Annotated in this window: 19 protein-coding genes; 13 read left to right on the plus strand and 6 right to left on the minus strand. The window is 49.4% G+C overall.

Annotated elements, in window-relative coordinates; translation table 11 throughout:
* Positions 1-3: 3 nt before the first annotated feature.
* The 5 genes from E2I14_RS11505 to E2I14_RS11525 all read left to right on the plus strand — a co-directional run bounded on the left by E2I14_RS11505 (position 4) and on the right by E2I14_RS11525 (position 5949).
* A complete protein-coding gene (locus tag E2I14_RS11505) occupies positions 4-1026 on the plus strand; it encodes an NADP-dependent oxidoreductase (protein WP_133328605.1) in 1023 nt (340 codons plus the stop codon).
* Between the two features lie 49 nt (positions 1027-1075).
* The gene (locus E2I14_RS11510) at positions 1076-1753 is read left to right on the plus strand and encodes a type 1 glutamine amidotransferase domain-containing protein (protein WP_133328607.1); all 678 of its coding nucleotides are present in this window, start codon (positions 1076-1078) and stop codon (positions 1751-1753) included.
* 371 nt (positions 1754-2124) lie between these two features.
* Positions 2125-4050: a M61 family metallopeptidase gene (locus E2I14_RS11515; RefSeq protein WP_133328609.1), complete on the plus strand. Its 1926-nt coding sequence runs from the start codon at positions 2125-2127 to the stop codon at positions 4048-4050.
* Positions 4051-4293: 243 nt separating this feature from the next.
* Positions 4294-5052, plus strand: coding sequence for a substrate-binding periplasmic protein (locus E2I14_RS11520; protein WP_133328611.1), 759 nt, complete (start codon positions 4294-4296; stop codon positions 5050-5052).
* Positions 5053-5262: 210 nt separating this feature from the next.
* Positions 5263-5949, plus strand: coding sequence for a DOPA 4,5-dioxygenase family protein (locus E2I14_RS11525; RefSeq protein ID WP_133328613.1), 687 nt, complete (start codon positions 5263-5265; stop codon positions 5947-5949).
* 96 nt (positions 5950-6045) lie between these two features.
* On the opposite strand, the gene E2I14_RS11530 is transcribed toward E2I14_RS11525, so the two are convergent.
* Positions 6046-6546 (minus strand): hypothetical protein, encoded by a 501-nt coding sequence (locus tag E2I14_RS11530; protein ID WP_133328615.1) that lies wholly within the window; start codon positions 6544-6546, stop codon positions 6046-6048.
* Between the two features lie 112 nt (positions 6547-6658).
* Positions 6659-7564: a LysR family transcriptional regulator gene (locus tag E2I14_RS11535; protein WP_133328617.1), complete on the minus strand. Its 906-nt coding sequence runs from the start codon at positions 7562-7564 to the stop codon at positions 6659-6661.
* A 152-nt stretch (positions 7565-7716) separates the two neighbouring features.
* Between E2I14_RS11535 and E2I14_RS11540 the strand changes: the two genes are divergently transcribed.
* The 6 genes from E2I14_RS11540 to E2I14_RS11565 all read left to right on the plus strand — a co-directional run bounded on the left by E2I14_RS11540 (position 7717) and on the right by E2I14_RS11565 (position 14604).
* Entirely contained in the window at positions 7717-8331 is a 615-nt protein-coding gene (locus E2I14_RS11540; protein ID WP_133328619.1) for an FMN-dependent NADH-azoreductase, read from the plus strand.
* 111 nt (positions 8332-8442) lie between these two features.
* Entirely contained in the window at positions 8443-9336 is an 894-nt protein-coding gene (locus E2I14_RS11545; RefSeq protein WP_133328621.1) for a pirin family protein, read from the plus strand.
* A 126-nt stretch (positions 9337-9462) separates the two neighbouring features.
* A complete protein-coding gene (gene ribA / locus E2I14_RS11550; RefSeq protein WP_133328623.1) occupies positions 9463-10125 on the plus strand; it encodes a GTP cyclohydrolase II in 663 nt (220 codons plus the stop codon).
* Positions 10126-10388: 263 nt separating this feature from the next.
* Positions 10389-11753, plus strand: coding sequence for a GABA permease (gabP, locus tag E2I14_RS11555; RefSeq protein WP_133328625.1), 1365 nt, complete (start codon positions 10389-10391; stop codon positions 11751-11753).
* A gap of 215 nt (positions 11754-11968) precedes the next feature.
* Complete coding sequence (locus E2I14_RS11560; RefSeq protein WP_206105628.1) at positions 11969-13294, plus strand: patatin-like phospholipase family protein; 1326 nt, start codon at positions 11969-11971, stop codon at positions 13292-13294.
* Between the two features lie 176 nt (positions 13295-13470).
* A complete protein-coding gene (locus E2I14_RS11565; protein WP_133328627.1) occupies positions 13471-14604 on the plus strand; it encodes a DUF3466 family protein in 1134 nt (377 codons plus the stop codon).
* A gap of 49 nt (positions 14605-14653) precedes the next feature.
* On the opposite strand, the gene E2I14_RS11570 is transcribed toward E2I14_RS11565, so the two are convergent.
* Positions 14654-15073 (minus strand): hypothetical protein, encoded by a 420-nt coding sequence (locus E2I14_RS11570; protein WP_133328629.1) that lies wholly within the window; start codon positions 15071-15073, stop codon positions 14654-14656.
* 304 nt (positions 15074-15377) lie between these two features.
* Between E2I14_RS11570 and E2I14_RS11575 the strand changes: the two genes are divergently transcribed.
* Positions 15378-17054 (plus strand): mechanosensitive ion channel family protein, encoded by a 1677-nt coding sequence (locus E2I14_RS11575; protein ID WP_133328631.1) that lies wholly within the window; start codon positions 15378-15380, stop codon positions 17052-17054.
* A gap of 49 nt (positions 17055-17103) precedes the next feature.
* Positions 17104-17400, plus strand: a complete 297-nt coding sequence (locus tag E2I14_RS11580) for an antibiotic biosynthesis monooxygenase family protein (RefSeq protein ID WP_133328633.1) — start codon at positions 17104-17106, stop codon at positions 17398-17400.
* Here the strand turns inward: E2I14_RS11580 and E2I14_RS11585 are convergent.
* The 3 genes from E2I14_RS11585 to E2I14_RS11595 form a co-directional block, all read right to left on the minus strand.
* Complete coding sequence (locus E2I14_RS11585) at positions 17397-18530, minus strand: MBL fold metallo-hydrolase (protein WP_133328635.1); 1134 nt, start codon at positions 18528-18530, stop codon at positions 17397-17399. The two genes, E2I14_RS11580 and E2I14_RS11585, sit on opposite strands and share 4 nt — an antisense overlap.
* Positions 18531-18627: 97 nt before the next feature.
* Complete coding sequence (locus tag E2I14_RS11590) at positions 18628-19224, minus strand: glutathione S-transferase family protein (protein WP_133328637.1); 597 nt, start codon at positions 19222-19224, stop codon at positions 18628-18630.
* Positions 19225-19257: 33 nt separating this feature from the next.
* Positions 19258-19824, minus strand: coding sequence for a cysteine hydrolase family protein (locus E2I14_RS11595; protein ID WP_133328639.1), 567 nt, complete (start codon positions 19822-19824; stop codon positions 19258-19260).
* Positions 19825-19843: the final 19 nt, after the last annotated feature.

Below are 19843 nucleotides of genomic sequence, written 5' to 3' on the forward strand. Positions count from 1 at the left end.
TATATGACTCAAAATTCAACAATTAACCGCAAAATCACTTTACATTCTCGTCCGGTGGGAGCGCCAGTTCCAGACAATTTCCGCTTAGTAGAATCGGCCATTCCTGTCCCAACCAAGGGGCAAGTTCTGCTGCGTAACCTTTTTCTGTCCTTAGATCCTTATATGCGCGGTCGGATGAGCGATGCTAAGTCTTATGCTGCGCCAGTGGAAATCGGCGCGGTCATGTTGGGTGCGACCGTTTCGCAAGTTGAAGTCTCCCATCACCCTGATTTCAAGGCTGGTGAACTGGTTTTGGCCTACGCCGGTTGGCAGGATTTTGCTGTTTCCGATGGCGTTGGATTGATCAAGTTAGCGGGCATGGATCATCCATCATTAGCGCTTGGCGCTCTCGGTATGCCTGGCTTTACGGCATACATGGGCTTGCTCGATATTGGTCAACCCAAGGCCGGTGAAACCGTGGTGGTCGCCGCGGCTTCCGGTGCGGTGGGTTCCATGGTTGGGCAAATCGCTAAATTAAAAGGTTGCCGTGTCGTGGGAATTGCAGGCGGTGCGGATAAATGCCGCTCAGTGGTGGAAGAACTGGGTTTCGATGCATGTATCGATCACCGCAGTCCGGATTTGAAAAAGTTGTTAGATCAAGCGTGTCCCAACGGGATAGACGTGTATTTTGAAAACGTTGGCGGCGCGGTGTTTGATGCGGTTTTACCGTTGTTAAATACCGGCGCACGTATCCCACTGTGCGGCTTGATCGCCCATTACAACGACACCGCATTGCCACCCGGTCCAGACCGTTTAGGTTTGTTGACCCGCACGATTTTGACTAAGCGACTCAAGGTTCAAGGCTTCATTATTTTTGATGATTACGGTCATCGCTACCCTGAATTCTTTAGTCAAATGAGTACCTGGATTAAAGAAGGCAAAATCAAGTTCAGAGAAGACATCGTGGACGGTTTAGAAAACGCGCCACAAGCATTTATCGGCCTGCTTGAAGGCAAAAATTTCGGCAAGCTCATCGTTCGCATTTAATTTTCACCAGCAGTAAAAAACACCACAACAGAAAGCAACAGGAAACAACATGAAAATATTAATGGTTCTCACATCGCACGACAAACTCGGCAACACGGGCGAAAAAACTGGCTTTTGGCTAGAAGAATTCGCCGCGCCTTACTACGTGTTTAAAGACGCGGGCGCGGATATTACCTTAGCGTCGCCACTCGGCGGTCAGCCACCACTGGATCCAAAAAGCGATGATCCGGCTTCCCAAACCGAAGCAACCCTGCGCTTCAAAGAAGATAAAGCCGCGATTGCTGTGTTAGCAGCAACCCAGAAGCTCAGCGACGTTAAAGCAGGCGATTATGATGCGGTGTTTTATCCCGGTGGTCACGGCCCATTATGGGATTTGGCCGAAGATGCGAATTCAATCGCTTTGATCGAAGCAACGTTAAATGCCGGCAAGCCAGTAGCAGCGGTGTGCCACGCGCCAGCGGTGTTGCGTCATCCTAAAACGGCTGACGGCAAATCGGTTGTCGATGGTAAGAAAGTAACCGGCTTTACTAATACCGAGGAAGAGGCGGTTGGCCTGACCAAGGTCGTGCCGTTCTTGGTCGAAGATATGCTGGTCAACAACGGCGGCGTGTATTCCAAAGTGGCAGATTGGCATCCGTATGCGGTGACCGATGGTTTGCTCATTACCGGCCAAAATCCCGCTTCATCGGAACCAGCAGCCAAAGCATTGTTGGCGTTGTTAGCGTAATAGTTTTGCACCGCGTAGGAAGTCGCTTGGTGTGACTTATTTGAGAGGTTCGTGCTGTGACTTCATCCCAATAAGTTAGCGTACATAAAGCAGATTGCCCCCATTAATTCGAACGAAATCTATCGTTCGAGTAAATGGGGGTATTTTTTTTTGAATCATTTATTGTGGCCACATGTTCTATGCACAATCGTGCTTCTGACTTGCACCAAAGCATCTTTTACTAAAATGTAGGAGAATTGTGAAATCCAATTTTTTGTGGCTACACATTTTAAAAATTTGGAGATGCCTTGTACTGGGAACGCCTTTTCAAGCAGAAAGGCAAGAACTAACCATCGTTGGATCACAATTGATAACAATAAAGGGAGCACCGCATGATTAAAAATTCTAAGCTGCCATGGCAGCCACTCTTGCACGTTTTACTGGCGGCCAGCGCGACTGTAACACCGCTGTTGGCTGCGTCGGCCGACAGCGTCAAAGACACGCCATATTTTGGAACATTGGCCCTCGATGTTGACTTGCGTGACGCACCGCGCAAGCTGTTTCATGTGCATGAATCTATTCCAGTTAAATCCGGCGCGCTCACCTTGCGCTATCCGAAATGGATTCCGGGCGAGCATTCCCCAAGTGGCACGCTGGACAATGTGACTAATCTAAAAATTTCTGCCAAGGGCCAAGTGCTTAGTTGGCGGCGTGATTTGGTGGATATGTTTTCGCTCAATTTAAAAGTACCGGACGGCGTCGCCCAACTTGAGTTGGCGTTTGATTATTTATCGCCAGCGGGCGGCGGCGAATTTGGTCAAAGCACGTCCGCTACGCCGAATCTGGCTGAGCTGGAATGGAACCAAGTGACGTTTTATCCGGCTGGTTATGCCGTGCGCCAAATTCCTGTTGTCTCCAGTATTCGCGTTCCTAGCGGATGGCATTTCGCTACCGCGCTCGATAGCAAGGTGGAGCAAGATGGCACAATCCGCTTCGCCCAAGTCAGCGTTGAACAGTTAGTTGATTCGCCCTTATTCACCGGCGTGAATTACAAACAGATCGACTTAGCACCGGGCGCTTCTGTACCGGTGCGTCTGAATGTGTTCGGCGACCGCGACGCCAACATCCAAGTCACGCCTGAACAAATTGCACGTCATCAAGCGATGGTGAAACAGGCCGTGGCATTGTTCGGTGCTCAACATTACGGTCATTACGATTTCCTGTTTGCGGTTTCTGATAAAACCGGCTCATTTGGTCTAGAACATCATCAATCGAGCGACGACCGTATCTATGCCGATTTTTTCACTGACCCAGAACTATTCGCTCGCGGCGCAGGTTTGCTGCCGCACGAATATGTGCATTCTTGGAATGGCAAATTCCGCCGTCCCGCAGGTTTGGCCACGCCGGATTACAGCGCACCGATGGAAGGCGATTTGCTATGGGTGTATGAAGGCTTGACCGAATATTTAGGTAATGTCCTGACTGCACGTTCCGGTCTTTGGAACGCGCAACAATACCGCGACGCATTGGCGATGACGGCGGCGCAGATGGATCATGTTCCGGGTCGCGCATGGCGTTCGTTGCAAGATACCGCTGACGCTGCGCAACGTCTGTATTACGAACCACGCGCGTGGGTTAGCTCCCGCCGGTCCGTGGATTACTATCCAGAAGGTGAATTGGTCTGGCTTGATGTCGATACGAAGATTCGTGAACTGTCGGCCAATAAACATTCCTTAGACGATTTCACCCACGCTTTCCACGGTATCGATAACGGCAGCATGAAGGTCACGCCGTATCGTTTTGACGATGTGGTCGCGACACTGAATGGCGTGCAAGCCTATGATTGGCGTGCTTTCTTGACCCAACGACTAAACAGCCACGAAGTGCGAGCGCCGTTGGATGGCATTGTCCGCGGTGGATGGAAGCTAACTTACAGCGACACGCCAAGCGCGTTTTTCAAGGCATCGGAAAAGGCCAATAAAGTGACCGACCGTAGCTACTCTTTGGGTCTTATCGTCTCTGCTGGGAACGACAAAGGTGCGGTCAACGATGTGATTTGGGGCAGTCCGGCATTTGACGCTGGCTTAACTCCTGGTATGTCTATCGTTGCCGTGGCAGGCGAAGAATACAGCAGCGACGAACTCGATAACGCGATCGCTACGGCGGCTAAATCGAAAAAGCCTATCGAACTGCTAGTTAAAAATAGTAATAGCTATTCGACGGTGCGTCTGGCGTGGTTCGACGGGCAGAAATATCCGCAATTAACGCGAGTAGAATGGCAACCTGATCGGCTGAGCGATATTACTGCCGCACATTAAGTCAATGGCAAATCGTAGTTAAATAGTGAGCTGATCGTCTGGTGGGGCGATCAGCCTGTTTACTCAAATTCTTGATGTGGCACTGAAATAGCTGTTCGGTTTTGATGTGAAGGGCTATCTGAAACGGCACATTTTGGGCGCTGGCGAATATTGCTCGTTTGAACTAATGCAAGACAATGATCGTCGGCGGATTTGATCAATCAAATCAAACTTTCAATTTGGCAATAAACTGAAGAGTCTCCTATGGCTAATAAAGTGAGTTGTATCGCTGCAGCGTTGCTGATTGCAAGCATTGCAAACACGAGTAATTCGTTCGCGCAAAATGCCAAAATATCCGCCGCAATCGAATTAAGCCCCTACAGCCAAGTCATAGAAAAAGTTTTTAAATCGGCTGGATTTTCCACGACGATTGAGTATTTTCCTGGCGAACGTTCGTTTCAAATGGTTACCAACGGCGAGGTCGATGCAGAGTTTGCCCGTGTAAAATCAGCGATTGATCCGGTTAAGGACAAGATAATCTTGGTCGGCCCGATCGCCTGCTCTGAATTGGTGGCATTTGCCCGAGCCGATAGTCACCTCAGCGTTTCTGACGTTATTAGCAATCATGATCTAGCTATTGCCGTACCTTATGTATCGAAAGCAGGGGTCAAGTACGCCAAAGAGAATAAATTAAAGTTTCAAACCGTCAGCACCCACGAGTCAATGTACAAAATGCTGATGGCTAAGCGATTTGATATCGTCATTGATTCAACGCTAAACGGAAATATTATGCTCAAGCAGCAGCATTTAGACGGCCAAATCGTTGAAGTGGGCGATGTGCTCTCTGCTGAACCCGCGTACTTATTGGTCAATGCTCGTCATCCAGATTGGGCGAAAAAATTACAAACCGCATTTGACGCCGCAATCCGTGATGGTTCGTTGCAACGCACGGTTGGGGACATCAATGTTGCAATGGGAATTCCGCGAAATCTAGGCATTTCTTGCCTAACTGCTCCTCGTTAACTTCACAATCCCATTTCGTTCTTTGGTAATGACAAGGCGAGTATCGCGCTTGTATTTGTATTTTTCACAAAGTCTGACGCATTGCCCAAATAAGTTATAACCAAACCCGAAAATCTTCGTTCAAATTTTTACCTGAATTCGATAACCTCAGTCCTCGATTGCAGACCGACAAGGCGACTGCAACGCTGAGCGATGAAAGGACAAAAAACTATGAGCGACATCAATTCACTTCCTAGGGAAGCAGATGATCAACGTTGGGCAGATTTGCTCTCTCCGACCAGACGCGCTTTGTTACGCGGCGGTAGTTTGGCGGCGGCGTTAGCGGCCAGTGGATTGGCTGGCAGCGCGGCGGCACAAGAGGTCTCTGCCCCAAAAACTACAGCGGGTAAAAGCCCTTGGGGCGAGCACACTGACTTAGCACCAACACCGCGCCCACCTAACGTGCGTCCGGGTGAGCAGCAATTACCGGCATTGCCGCGCGCCTACACCGACATCGAGAGCTACCACGCGCATATTTATTTTGATGAAGACAATTACCATAAAGCCGCGCTAATTCGTAAATGGGTGGCAGAGCGGTTTAAGGTGGAATTGGGCGATTGGAATCTAGAACCGCGCGGCCCGCACGTCACGCCATCGTTTTACTTTGGCTTTACCAACGATTTGCTGCCGATTATCGTGCCGTGGTTGCAGTTGAATAGCCTTGGATTAACGATTTTGATACACCCCAATACCGAGGATCCGCGCGCCGATCATTTGTATTACGCCTTATGGGTGAATCGTTCCCAGCCAGTCAACGCGTATGGAATGAAAAATCCGGGGCCTAACGAACCCAAGGTGGAGCAGATTTACCCGAATACGCATCCGCATGTCGAGCTTGAGGGACAGCGTCGGGGATAATTGCATGGAGTAATTGAAAAACAGCAGATAAGGCATTGATGCTGCCAGGTCAGACCAGCGCAAAGTTATTTGCTGATCTGACCATTTCTACCGGGATCAATCCCACACTTTGACCTTGAGCTGAAACGAGATCGCGCCATACAAGCGATCTTTTAACGTCGGCACAAACGCCACATTCAGCCCCACACGTTTCCATTCCACCGTCGCGACCGGAATCGCCGCTAAAAACCAGCCGCCGTCTTTCATCTTTGGATAGCCGTTAAATCCACCCACTACCGCGCCGAGTTTTACCGGGCCGATTGCCAGTGGCTGGTAATACACGCCCGCGTAATTGGAATACTGACGGTCGGAGTTGTAAAAACGGCCAACGGTCACAGCACTGACATCAGAAAAACGGTACTCCGCGCCCAGTCCGTAATTGTCGCCATTTAAATTGGCGTTGCGGTCAAAGTGATAGGAATAGAAGCCGGAATCAATCCAGACCTCATTGGCGGGTTTGGCGTCGATCACGTCCATGCCCAGAAAAGTGTCTTCGGCGTGTGCAACTGAGCACAGAGCTAGGCTAAAAAATGCGGCGCGGGTTAGGTGACGAATCATTGTGGTCCTTGATGGGTTAGGCGAAAACAGGAAGGGATGGCTCAAATAGCGTGACAAAGCCTGAATTTATCAACTCGGCAGAATACCAGAAAGCGCCTGCCGAAATAGCACTTTATGCTTTATGGCTGGCGCACATCTGACTGACCATTTTCTCGATTTGCTCTGCCAAATAGCGCGTTCCGGGACCGGTCGCATCGGGATCGGCAAAGATTAAATACATTGAGGCAAAGCGCTCACCGCCATCTTTGAAGGGTAATTGTTTTAATTTGCCGTCGTTTAACTGTTGTTCAATGTTGATGACAGGGAACCAGGCAAAGCCGTAACCGCGCGCCACCGCTTCAATCGAGGTGGAACTGTGTCCCACCGTCCAGCGTTGAGAGGTATTGGTAAGCAGATTATTGGTGTTACGTTTGGAACCGGATTCGCGAATCACCAGATGGCGTTCGGCTTCTAAATCACGCACCGTTAATGGTCGATTCAGTTTATGCAGCGCGTGTTCGGGATGGGTGACCGGAATAAAACGTAATTGCATTAAATGCCGTCCGATAAATCCTTGGGGAATTGATGCGGCAATGGCGAGATCGACTTGTCCGGTGAGCAGTGCTTCCAGCGTGCCGCCCATGACCGATTCAATGAATTCGATTCGAGTATGCGGACTCTTTTTGGCAAGCTCTGCAAAGCAATCCAGCAGCAAGCAACTCGGGAAAATAATGTCGGCGGCGATGCGGATTTCGGGCTCCCAACCGGCGGAAATCCGCTTGGCAGCCCGCTCCAGTGCTTCGGCTTCATTGAGTAAATGCACGGCGCGCCGATAGAGTAATTGGCCGGTCGAGGTTAGTTCGGATTTTCTGCCTTGCACTTCAAAGGCGCTCACGCCTAGCAAAGATTCCAATTTTTGCACCGCGTAGGTGACCGAAGATTGGCTTTTGTGCAGCGCCAGCGCGGCGTTGGCATAGCTGCCGGTATCAACCACGGCGACTAAAGCGCGCCATTGTTCAAGCGTGATGTAAGCGGACATAGTGAGTAAATATATCTAAAAAACTGATTATATCAGTCAAATTATTGATCTTTTTAATCTAAATATTTAATGATTAAATGACGCCATTGGATCAATTTACTCAAAACCAGTTGCCCAATCGCCCCATTACTCAATTTCTGAGGACAAACATCATGAAAACCTTATTGCAACTCAACAGCAGCTTATTCTCAAACCAAGGCCAATCAAGCTTGTTAGCCAATAAATTCGTCGCCGCATGGCAAGCCGATCATGCTGACGGCAAAGTGATTGTGCGCGACTTGGCAACGTCCCCGATCCCCCATTTGGACGGCGAGCGTTTTGGCGCTTTCTTGAGCAAGCCAGAAACCCGCACCGCGGAGCAACAAGCGGTGGTGGATTTTTCTGATGGTTTAATCAACGAATTGAAAAGCGCCGACATCGTCGTACTCGGTTTGCCGTTTTATAACTTCGGTCTGCCGTCTGTGTTAAAAGCCTACTTCGATCACATTGCCCGCGCTGGAAGTACATTTAAATACACCGAACAAGGCCCTGTGGGTTTATTAACCGGTAAAAAAGCCGTGATTTTTGCTACCCGCGGCGGTAAATATGCTGGCACACCAGCGGACACACAAACGGACTACGTGCGTGGTTTCTTTGGTTTCTTGGGTATTACCGATGTTGAGTTTGTGTATGCCGAAGGTTTGAATATGGGCGAAGAGGGCAAGCAAGCCGCTTTGACACAAGCGCACGATAAAATCGCACAATTGAATTTGGCATTGGCAGCGTAATTTACGGTTGTCTCGTTGGACTCATCAATCCCGCCCGTTTTTGTGGCGGTGGATTGATGGGATGGTTTGAAAATTGTTAAAACTAGATGGTAAAAATCGAAAAGGATCGCTATGAACAGCACCGCACAATCAACTAACTTAACACAGCAAATCCGCACTTTGCAGCGCGAAATTCCCGGCATGGCAACATCCGATGGGGCTGGGGTGAAATTGATGCGCAGTCTGGGTAGCGGTCCTTATGCGCGTTTAGATCCATTTTTAATGTTAGATGAATTTTCGTCGGTCAATCCGGGCGACTACATAGCCGGTTTCCCCGCCCATCCGCATCGTGGCTTTGACACGGTGACTTATCTGCTCGACGGGCACATGCGTCACGAAGATCATATGGGTAACGTCGGTCACATCAGCAACGGCGGCGTGCAGTGGATGACAGCAGGTCGCGGTGTGATTCATTCCGAAATGCCAGAGCAAGTCGATGGCCGTATGCGTGGCTTCCAATTGTGGATTAACTTGCCAGCTAGCGAGAAAATGAAGCCAGCGCTTTACCGCGACATTCAACCAGATCAAATCCCTAAACAGACGTTGAGTCACGGTGGGTTTGTCAAAGTGATCGCCGGCAGCATCGTCGTGGAAGATAAGCCGGTAGAAGGCCCGATTCAGGGCGTCACCACCGAGCCGCTGTATCTCGATGTAATGTTACCCGCACACACTACATTCAGTATCGATGTGCCAGAGCTGCACCATGCTTTTATTTATACCTATGAAGGCCAAGTGCAGATTGGCGAGCGGATAGTCAACAACCACAGCGCAGGTGTGCTGTCCGAAGGTGGTCGCCTTGAGGTGCAAAGTTTGGGTCAAGAGACGCGATTTCTTGTTTTAGCTGGAAAACCAATCGGCGAACCAGTAGTACAATACGGCCCTTTCGTGATGAATACCCGCGCTGAGATTGAGCAAGCGGTATTTGATTACCAAAATGGCACCTTAACCGAGCCAGCGCCGCATTAATTGATCATTGCTTAATTGTTTTTGCATGATGGTTGGCCTAAGCGCTTCTCTGATGCTTTTTTTGGACACGAAATTAGGGTAATCTCATGCCCCACCAGTTAAATTAATCAGAGTAAGTGACTTAGCATGCCTAGCAATAAAAATAACACCGAGCTTGTACCAACTGCCCATTCAGCCTTTACCGTAACCGCGCCGACTGGACCTGCCAAGGTGGAGTACATCTCATCGTGCGAACTGCCAACCACGTTTGCCACGTTTCAACTGCATGCTTTTTTTGAGGCGGCAACCGGTAAAGAACATTTGGCCTTGACCTTGGGCGATGTGGCCGACGGTCAGCCGGTTTTGGCGCGCTTGCACTCCGAATGCTTGACCGGTGACGCTTTATTCAGCCAGCGCTGCGATTGCGGCGCACAGCTTGAAACCGCGATGCAAAAAATTGCCAAAGAAGGTCGCGGTGTGCTGCTATACCTGCGTCAAGAAGGCCGCGGCATTGGTTTGCTCAATAAAATTCACGCCTACCGCTTACAAGATGCTGGCGCTGATACGGTCGAAGCCAATCAAGCGCTCGGCTTTGCTCCTGATCAGCGTAACTACCGTATCTGTTTGCCGATGCTGCAGCATTTAAAAATTAGCTCGGTAAAATTAATGAGCAACAATCCGCGCAAAGCGGCGGCGTTGACCGATCTTGGTATTAAGGTCACTGAACATATTCCGTTAATCATTAAAAAGAACCCGCATAACGAACGTTATTTGTTAACTAAAGCATCTAAATTAGGACACAAGTTTTAAGCGATGTTTTTAATAACGTTAATTAGTTTTATTGAAGTCTCTTAAACATTAAAACGGCTGAATTGCATTGCGCTCAGCCGTTTTTTTATTTCGTTTTTTTTACTGCATCGATAGTAAAAAAACATCGTTTTGAGCGAAGAACTTCATTCACTAAATAACTAAGTTCAATTACTATAAGCGTTTTGCCAAATCCCGCCTTTCAATTGTCATTGAGACGTGACAATTGCCTGTAAAAAAACCTATACAAAATTAAAGGATTCCGAATGAGTGAACAACAAGCATTAAGTCGTGGACTGAAAGATCGTCACGTAACCATGCTCTCGATTGCCGGCGTGATTGGCGCTGGATTATTTGTCGGTTCAGGCCACGCCATCGCCAAAGCTGGACCAGCGGTAATCATTGCCTACATGTTGGCGGGTTTGTTGGTGGTGTTGGTCATGCGGATGTTGGGTGAGATGGCGGTGGCGCAGCCCGATTCAGGCTCGTTCTCTACCTATGCGGATCGCGCAATTGGTCCTTGGGCTGGTTATATTATTGGTTGGTTGTATTGGTGGTTTTGGGTGCTGGTAATTCCACTGGAAGCAACTGCCGCGGCAACGATTTTGAATGCGTGGTTTGTGGGTGTGCCGCTGTGGGCCTTCGCTTTGGGTATCACGATCTTATTGACGATTACTAATTTATTTAGCGTTAAAAACTACGGTGAATTTGAATTCTGGTTTGCGCTAGCCAAAGTGGTGGCAATTATTGGTTTTATCGTGGTTGGCGCAGCGGCGATTTTTGGTCTGATTCCGGGCAGCCAAGTCAGCGGTGTTTCTAATTTATTGAGTAACGGCGGCTTTATGCCGGCTGGAATTGGCGCGGTATTGGGCGCGTTGCTCACAACGATGTTTACCTTCATGGGTACTGAGATTGTGACGATTGCAGCAGCCGAATCGGCCAACCCGCAACAGCAAATCGTAAAAGCGACTAACTCGGTAATCTGGCGGATTAGCTTGTTTTATTTCTGTTCGATTTTCATCGTCGTTGCCTTGGTTCCTTGGAATGATCCGGCCTTGCCTGAAGTTGGTTCCTACCAGCGCGTGTTGGATTTAATCGGCGTGCCACATGCGAAAGCGATTATTGATGTGGTCGTGTTGTTGGCGGTGGCGAGTTGTTTGAATTCGGCCTTATATACTGCCTCGCGCATGTTGTATTCCTTAGCGGCGCGCGGCGACGCTTTTCCCTTATTCAAGCAAACCAATCAAAGCGGTACCCCGATCAATGCGGTCTTGGGTTCGATGGTGGTGGGTTTCTTAACCGTGATTGCCAATTACGCGGTGCCGAAAGCGGTGTTTGATGTGTTGCTGGCGACCTCTGGCGCGATTGCCTTGTGTGTGTACGTGGTGATTGCTTGGTCACAAATTAAATTACGACAACGTTTAGAAAAAAACGGTGAGGCGCCTAATTTTAAAATGTGGCTGTTCCCTTGGTTAAGCTATTTGGTGATTGTATTTATTGTCTCCGTGTTGATTTTTATGGCGACGCAAGAAGATCATCAGATTGAAATTATTGGCACCGGTTTGCTCATCGTTTTCGTCATGTTGGTCGGTTGGGCGCGTGCCAAAGTGATGGGCCGGGTTTGGTGGTGATGAGCCATCTTTCTTGAATGCCCGCGGTATGACAATTGTTTAATTGTGTGTAATTTCTGCCCCTTGCCAATGGCTGGGCAGATTCTCTTTCTCCCTTTGTGTTACTGTTGCTGTGCTAGATTTTTAATCAACTCAGTGCGACCAGCACTTAACTCACAAATTTGCACTCGAATAGTTTTTCAATCGTTCTAATTCCAATTGAAAGTAATTCATTCATGGCTACTACCCGCAAACGAGTAACAGCGAATACAGCGCTTCCCAAAGCAAAACCATCGGCCAGGTTGGCAGCAAAGTCAGCAACTAAGTCAGCAACTAAGCCAGCAGCTAAGCCAACAATTAAGACCACAATTAAGTCCGCAAATAAGTCCCCCGCTAAGGTGGCAAGCAAGCCGAGCGCAACTCCCCTAAGGCACAATCGCCCACCGGCACTCGACCATGAACACATTGCTTTGGTATTGCAAGGTGGTGGCGCGTTGGGTGCGTATCAGGCGGGTGTGTTTGAAGCGTTGGCGAAAATTCCAACCGAGCCGCATTGGTTGGCGGGCGTATCAATTGGCGCGATCAATTCTGCTTTGATTGCAGGTAACGAGCCGCATCGTCGGGTAGAGCGCTTGCAAGAATTTTGGAACTTGGTCACCTCGACGAGCAGCATGTTTGCCCCTATTTTTGATCAACAATGGTCCACTATCCATCACATGGGCGCATCGATGGCAGCTTCTTGGGGGGTGCCAGGATTTTATAAACCGCGGGTGCCGCCACCGATGTTTCAGCCGCAGGGCACTGACGGAGCGATCAGCTATTACGATACCGCGCCGCTGTTAGCGACGTTGCAACGCCTGATTGATTTTGATTTGCTCAACAGCGGGCGTGTGCGTTTATCCGTTGGCGCGGTAAATGTCCGAACTGGTAACTCGGAATATTTCGACAACACCAAGCAAATCATCGGGCCTGAACACATTATGGCCAGTGGCGCCTTGCCGCCAGCGTTTGCGCCAGTAATGATCGATGGCGAACCCTATTGGGACGGCGGCATCGTGTCAAATACGCCGTTGCAATATGTGTTGGATAACCGCGATATGAAAAAAACGATGGCGGTGCAAGTCGATTTGTTCAGCGCGCGTGGAGCGTTGCCGGTCAATATGGGCGGTGTGTTATCGCGCCAAAAAGACATTCAGTACTCGAGTCGTACCCGTTTAGGAACAGACAAAGCAGCTGAATTGCATCGGGCCAAACAATCCGTGCAACGGTTAATCGCAAAACTGCCAGCGAGCATGCGCAACGACCCAGAAGTTCAGCATTTAATGGAGGCAACTAAGACCGCGCATTTGGATATCGTGCATTTAATTTATCGCCAAAATCGGTATGAGCTCGAATCCAAAGACTACGAGTTTTCTCGCGCCACCATGAACGCGCATTGGGAAGCTGGGCGACGCGATATGCAGCGCACCTTGGATAATCCTAATTGGCTGCGCATGGCCAGTGATAACGATGGCATAACAGTGTATGACTTAGCGCACCAAGACATTTCGATAAAAGAGTAATCGGTTGCGATAACGATTGGTAAGGCAAAAAAAGGAGAGCAGATCGCTCTCCTTTTTTATGTTGCTATGATTGTTTCACGTTAATATTGACGCCGAGAAATAACAATGTATATTGGACGGGTTTCCACTCGGTTTCACTTGGTTTTTCTTTTCATCCCAATGCGAAAGGGCGTTCAATGTCTCGTACCTTACAAAACTGTGTTGTGGCGCTATCCCTGCTCAGCGCTGCTGTCTGCCAAGCTGCTCCCCAGTCCTTGGGCGTTCTGCCGCCAGCCAAAGGCGGATCGGTCGCCTACGATATGAATTCCGCAGGTCAAGTCGCAGCGGTGATTGAAGACGAATACGGCAATCAACGCGGGGTGTTTTTCGAAAACGGTAAATTGATTGAATTAACGCTGGCCGACGGCAAAGGCAGCGAAGCCAAGCGCATCAATAACAAAGGTGAAATCATCGGTTCTGCCAGCCAGAAAGACGGCACATGGCGCGCATTTTTGTATAACCGCGCCACCGGCATGCAAGTGCTCGACACGTTAGGCGGCACCAACAGTCACGGCACCGCGCTCAATAACGACGGTGTGGCGGTCGGTTTCTCGGATACCGCCAATGGCGAATGGCATGCGTTTGTGCAGCAACCCGGTCAAGCGATGAAAGACTTAGGCACCTTGGGCGGCAAGATTAGCTATGCCAATGGCATCAATAATTCAGGGCAAATTGTAGGCGCGGCAACCGATGTGATCGAGCATCGACATGCTTTTATCTACGATGCAGAACATGGCATGGTTGATCTAGGTACCCTTGGCGGACGATCCAGTTCGGCCACGGCAATTAATGATAAAGGCATGATTGTTGGCGCGTCCGAGACCGCCGATCACCGCTGGCATGCCTTTTTGTATGACGGTCAAAAAATGATCGATTTAGGCGCAAAAATTGGCCGTGGCGAGAGTTTTGCAACTGGCATCAATAATGCAGGGCATGTCGTTGGCACGTTGCGCGTCGGCGACGACCAAATGTCGTTCGTGTGGCGTAACAATAAAATGACGCTACATCACAGCGGCAAGGGTTTGTTCATTACCAATGCAATTAACGATTCCGAGCAAGTCATTGGGGCGACTTACGATCACGGCTTGAACGCCGCGACAATGCCGTCGAATATGCCGCCGTTTGTCGATCAAGGCTACAGTAAATTTATCGGTCAAATTTTGATGGTGATTGCGGTGGCGGGTGCGGGAGTGATTTACCGCCGACGCTATAAAGGCATTTTGTTGATGGGCTATGTCGATCCAAGAACGTGGATTCGCTGGCGCATTTAGCGGTGACTTCAAGAGGATTTATCGCGACTAGGTAAATCCTCTTTTTGCTTTAAACTCCTAAGCGATACTGCAATCCAAACTCATGCTGTAGCACAATGCGGCTGCTGGCAATCAAACTATTCAATCCCAATAAAAGCTGTACCAAACTATCTTCCGGCAAAATCCAAATTTGCCCGCGCGGTGCTTGGGCGTTGCTGCAAGCGGCGATGATCGGCGCAGCCCATTCGGCTTCGGGCGTTACATCCAATAACAGCATGCCTTCGCTGGTGGTATGCACATAAATTTCACCGCCCAAATCCAATTCAAAACAAATTCCTTGGCCTAATGGTTGGCCGGCGTTTTTATCCTGTTCCAAGAAAAAATTCAGCTCCAGATTGCTATTGGCAATCCAAATTTCTGCATCATCGACGCCATTTAAAGATTCCCATGGACGTTGATGTGATTGGGGCAGTTGCGGGCTTGAAGTCATAAAACCTAATTGAGGCGATTGGAAAAAAAGCGGGTTTGCTCACGATGGTCGTGGTTAATGCATTGCATTTTACTGGACATCACGTTTTGAATTGCCAGAAGTAAATAAATTGACCTCGATTTCTGAATTAATTAACAATAACGTGTTTTTATTGCATGTAAACTTATTAAAATACGGGTCTGTCCGCGGGCCTTAGTTTTGCTCTCGCTCGTCAATCTGATCAAGTCGTTTTTGCTCGCAGTCTGCACTCGTTCAACTTCAGGCTGACTCGAAGGCTGCTTTTATCGCATTTTTGTACTCCGCTATGAAATTCATCACCTCACTTTGCTTTGCACTATTTTTATTGATTCCGTTGTCCTCATGGTCGCAGCCAACATCGCATCGTTCCGACGATGTTTCGTCCGGTTTGCTCGCAACGGTAAGCGCCGAAAAAAAAGTCGATGGCAGCGCAGCTTCCCTTGATAAAGATGGCGAAGCGGTACTGACAATTTTTAATCGCGACATTGTGACCTTGCGTGCAACGGTGCTGGGTATTGAGCCGATCGATCGGGTAAAGCGGGCAAAAAACCGTATCGATAAACAACTCAGTTCTGGCGGCAAACATCAAGCCAGCATGACGCCGATGCCGCCGGGCATGTTGATTCAAATCGATGGCGCAGGAGCGTTTTACATCGCACCCGAAGACATCGATCAGTTTCAGCAAGAAACCCTGCAAACCACCAGTCAAAACGCGGTCGATGTACTTAACTTAATCATTGAAGAAACGCACGAAAGCCGCAGCGTCGATTTTATGTTGCGCGCCTTTGGCATCGCGCTACTGGTGACGCTTATTTATGTCGGTCTGGTCTGGCTAGTGCGGCGCGTGGAGCGGGTGATTGAGTTGCGGATTGTGGCGTTTGCTAATTCCAAAATCGATCAATTAAGTCAAATCAATCAAACCAGCGCGCAACTCATTAGCCGCGAGCGTGTTCTGTGGCTGTTTAGCCATGTGGTCGAAGCAATGGCGTGGTTACTAATTTTGATTTTAAGCTACGAATGGTTAAGCACGTTGATGGCGCAGTTCCCGATTACGCGCCCTTGGGGAGAAAACCTGAATGGTTTTTTTGTTAGCTTTGCGCTGATGTTGGGAACGGCAATGTTAAAAGCGATTCCCGATTTATTTACCGTTGGCGTGATTTTCTTATTAGCCCGAATCGCCACTCAAGCGATGGGCCGTTTTTTTGAGCGCGTACAAAATAAAGTCATTAAGCTCGATTGGCTCGATGCCGAGCTAGCGGGAACGACCAAACGCATCGCCAATATGGCGATTTGGTTGTTTGCTTTGGCGATGGCGTACCCGTACTTGCCCGGTGCGCAGACCGAAGCGTTTAAAGGCGTTTCGGTCTTGGTAGGTTTAATGATTTCGATGGGCGCATCGGGTTTGGTTGGGCAAGTCGCCAGCGGTTTGATTCTGACTTACGCGGGCATTTATCGGCGCGGCGAATTCATCCGCGTGCAAGACAACGAAGGCACGATAGTTGAAATGGGTATGTTCACCACGCGCATCCGCAATAGCATCGGAATTGAATTGACCTTGCCCAATTCGCTGGTGTTGAGCAATGTCACGCGCAATTATTCGAAGGGCGTAAAAAGCCACGAATCGGGCAAAACTGGCTATATCGTCGATGTGAATTTAAGCAGCGGCTACGATACACCGTGGCGCGATATCCAAGCGATGTTGCGCGAAGCGGCGCTGCGTACGCCCGGGGTACTCAATGAACCTGCACCTAAAGTCATTCAAACAGGGTTGGCGGATTTTTATGCCGAATATAAATTAATCTGCCATGTAATCCCGCCAGTCCCCCGACCAAGAGCGGAAACCATCGACATGTTGTACGCCAATATTCAAGACGTATTCAACGAACATGAAGTCGAAATCTTATCGCCGCATTATTTGAATGGCGTGCGCCATGAAATGAAAAACAGCTCGGATAGTGCGTGAGCTGCATTTGTTAGAATAGCGACTTTCCAAAAACTAAAAGAGCATCGCCATGATTTTAGAAGTCGCCACGTTAGACGTTAAAGCCGGGCAAGAACAGCAGTTTGAACTCGCCTTCCAACAAGCAAGCCCCATCATCGCTAGTATGAAAGGCTATCTATCGCATCAACTTCAACGCTGCTTAGAAAATAAACAGCGCTATGTGTTGCTGGTGAATTGGGCCACGTTAGAAGATCACACGATAGGCTTTAGACAGTCGCCGCAATATCAAGAATGGAAGCGTTTGCTGCACCACTTCTATGATCCATTTCCAACTGTTGAACATTTTGAGCCAGTCGTGTTTGCTTAATCAAGCGGCCACGGCATGGATTTTGGCAAAGGTGATTCAGCATTCTGATCACCTTTTTCGGTTTCGGATTTGGGCAACTCGGCGGTATCAACCGCGCGCCACCACGGTTTCACAAGCTCAGTCTGTATAGGTTCAACGGCTTGACCTAGCTGCGGCATGATTAACGGGATATTGCTTTTCTCGGCGTGCAAAAATAGCGCTTCAGCCGGCGCATCCCAAGCGTGCATGGCGAGATTGAAGGTTCCCCAATGCACCGGCAAAAATGCCCCGCCGCCGAGCAGTGCGTGCGCTTTCATCGCGTTTTCAGGGCCAAGATGAATATCGCCCCACGCAGGGTGGAATGCACCAACTTCCAACATAATCAAATCAAACGGGCCAAGTCGGTTTTTGATTTCTTCATACTGGCCGGTCAATCCAGTATCGCCGCTAAAAAATACCGAATGTTTTTCTGACTTGATGACCAGCGACGACCATAACGTGGTGTTGCGATCTTTAATCCCGCGTCCAGAAAAATGCTGCGATGGCGCGGCGGTGACCGTTAAGCCGGTATTGGGCAGCGTATAAGTTTCCCACCAATCCAATTCGGTAATCCGTTCTGGTGCAATGCCGAACGCTTCCAAATGTGCGCCCACGCCTAGGGAGGTGACAAACGGGACGTCAGACTTGGCTAACGCTTTAATCGTGAAGTAATCCAGATGGTCGTAATGGTCGTGCGAGATCACGATGAGATCGACCGGTGGCATGGCTTTGAGTGCCACCGGCACTGGCTGAAAGCGTTTTGGACCAGCGATGCGCGAAGGGGAGGCGCGTTGGCCCCACACTGGGTCGGTCAGCACCCGTAAGCCGTCGATTTCAATCAACACTGTGGAATGACCCAACCACGTGGCACGCAAACCGGAATCGGGTTTGTGTCGCCAGCTTTCTAACGGATTCATCGAAGGCAGCGGGGCAACTGGCACGCGCCGCTCTCCGCCACAGATAAAGTCTAGGATGGAAGGCATCGAAGTATCGGGATTACGCAGCCCTGGCGCGATCGGATATTGATTGCGAAAACGGTCACCATCCCATAGCGGCGAGGCCTTGATGCGTTCCAAACGTGCGCCCGTTGACTTCTTACCGAATGTCTTCATTGCCTAACCTTTTAGTTGCTTGCCGTGAATAAACTTGCTTTGGGGCATAGTAGGGCATGGTTTTCGGTATTTCAATGCGTCTTAGTCCCGATCTGGCTCACATGGCAACAAAATCCGGCTGCTGCTTGATGCGCTCCAGCCAGTTCAAAATTGCTGGATAAGGCGACAAATCAAAACCACCTTCACCAGCCACATGGGTGTATGCAAATAGCGCGATGTCGGCAATGCTGTAGGTGTTGGCAACGAGGAATTGGTGCGACGTTAAATGCGTATTCAACACATTGAGTGCCGTGATTCCAGGTTTTTTCCAACGTTCCATATCGGCTTGCCGCTCCGGCGGGTTACCTAAAAACTTCATCACGTAGCGGGAAGTAGCAATGTACGGTTCATGGCTATATTGCTCAAAAAATAGCCATTGCAGCACTTGCGCATGCGCAAAGCGATCGCTCGGACAGAGCTTTGTGCCATCGGCTAAATAATGCAAAATCGCGTTCGATTCTGGCAAATATTGGCCGGGCGCGATTTCTAATAAGGGAACTTTACCGTTGGGATTCATCGCCAAAAATTCCGGCGTGCGGGTTTCCTGTTTGACCGCATCGGTGCTAATCCACTCGAAAGGAATGTGTAATTGCTTCAGCGTGAGAAAAACCTTGTAGCAATTGCCTGAACTCAGATGACCATAGACTTTCAACATGTTTGCTCCTGTTATCGTGTTAGTTACTTAGTTTTAAGTGAAGCGCTGCATTTCATCGAGCAATTGTTCGGTCGAGATAATCCGCGCAAACTCGCCATCCAAGTTAGCCAAAGCCATCGCATGTACTACGCTGGCGGCGTGGAGTTGCCCGTCATAGTCAATTTTGTCGAAGGTGTAGGTAGCGTCTGACACCACGCTCGTACCAAAGCCAAGATTGCCCGCGCTGCGTGCGCTCGATTCCACTGAAATATTGGTGCTCACGCCCACAATCACGACTTCGGTAATGGAGCGTATTCTGAGCCATTTTTCTAAGCTGGAATGAATGAAGGCGTCGGGCACATTTTTTTCAACCACATGCTCGTGCGCCAAAGGCATTAGCGCCTCTTGAAATTCAACGCCAACTTGACCGGGTGCAAAGGCTGAGCGAGCTGATCGAGAGATATGACGAATATGGACAACCGGCGCACCGGCATCACGCCATCGGCCCAGCAATCGCCCAACATTGGCTTCGGCTGTGGGATTGTTGCGTTTGCCGACAGCAGGATTTTGCATCCCTTTTTGCATATCGACGATGAGTAAGGCGGTGCTTGAAATGGACATGGTTAAAATTTCAGAAAGA

The sequence above is a fragment of the Sapientia aquatica genome, from assembly GCF_004358105.1.
Taxonomy (GTDB): Bacteria; Pseudomonadota; Gammaproteobacteria; order Burkholderiales; family Burkholderiaceae_D; genus Solimicrobium; species Solimicrobium aquaticum.

Bases quoted from the DNA above. Each gene is read 5' to 3' on its own strand.
- E2I14_RS11505 (WP_133328605.1), top strand. From the start codon at position 4: ATGACTCAAAATTCAACAATTAACCGCAAAATCACTTTACATTCTCGT.
- E2I14_RS11510 (WP_133328607.1), top strand. From the start codon at position 1,076: ATGAAAATATTAATGGTTCTCACATCGCACGACAAACTCGGCAACACG.
- E2I14_RS11515 (WP_133328609.1), top strand. From the start codon at position 2,125: ATGATTAAAAATTCTAAGCTGCCATGGCAGCCACTCTTGCACGTTTTA.
- E2I14_RS11520 (WP_133328611.1), top strand. From the start codon at position 4,294: ATGGCTAATAAAGTGAGTTGTATCGCTGCAGCGTTGCTGATTGCAAGC.
- E2I14_RS11525 (WP_133328613.1), top strand. From the start codon at position 5,263: ATGAGCGACATCAATTCACTTCCTAGGGAAGCAGATGATCAACGTTGG.
- E2I14_RS11530 (WP_133328615.1), bottom strand. From the start codon at position 6,546: ATGATTCGTCACCTAACCCGCGCCGCATTTTTTAGCCTAGCTCTGTGC.
- E2I14_RS11535 (WP_133328617.1), bottom strand. From the start codon at position 7,564: ATGTCCGCTTACATCACGCTTGAACAATGGCGCGCTTTAGTCGCCGTG.
- E2I14_RS11540 (WP_133328619.1), top strand. From the start codon at position 7,717: ATGAAAACCTTATTGCAACTCAACAGCAGCTTATTCTCAAACCAAGGC.
- E2I14_RS11545 (WP_133328621.1), top strand. From the start codon at position 8,443: ATGAACAGCACCGCACAATCAACTAACTTAACACAGCAAATCCGCACT.
- ribA (WP_133328623.1), top strand. From the start codon at position 9,463: ATGCCTAGCAATAAAAATAACACCGAGCTTGTACCAACTGCCCATTCA.
- gabP (WP_133328625.1), top strand. From the start codon at position 10,389: ATGAGTGAACAACAAGCATTAAGTCGTGGACTGAAAGATCGTCACGTA.
- E2I14_RS11560 (WP_206105628.1), top strand. From the start codon at position 11,969: ATGGCTACTACCCGCAAACGAGTAACAGCGAATACAGCGCTTCCCAAA.
- E2I14_RS11565 (WP_133328627.1), top strand. From the start codon at position 13,471: ATGTCTCGTACCTTACAAAACTGTGTTGTGGCGCTATCCCTGCTCAGC.
- E2I14_RS11570 (WP_133328629.1), bottom strand. From the start codon at position 15,073: ATGACTTCAAGCCCGCAACTGCCCCAATCACATCAACGTCCATGGGAA.
- E2I14_RS11575 (WP_133328631.1), top strand. From the start codon at position 15,378: ATGAAATTCATCACCTCACTTTGCTTTGCACTATTTTTATTGATTCCG.
- E2I14_RS11580 (WP_133328633.1), top strand. From the start codon at position 17,104: ATGATTTTAGAAGTCGCCACGTTAGACGTTAAAGCCGGGCAAGAACAG.
- E2I14_RS11585 (WP_133328635.1), bottom strand. From the start codon at position 18,530: ATGAAGACATTCGGTAAGAAGTCAACGGGCGCACGTTTGGAACGCATC.
- E2I14_RS11590 (WP_133328637.1), bottom strand. From the start codon at position 19,224: ATGTTGAAAGTCTATGGTCATCTGAGTTCAGGCAATTGCTACAAGGTT.
- E2I14_RS11595 (WP_133328639.1), bottom strand. From the start codon at position 19,824: ATGTCCATTTCAAGCACCGCCTTACTCATCGTCGATATGCAAAAAGGG.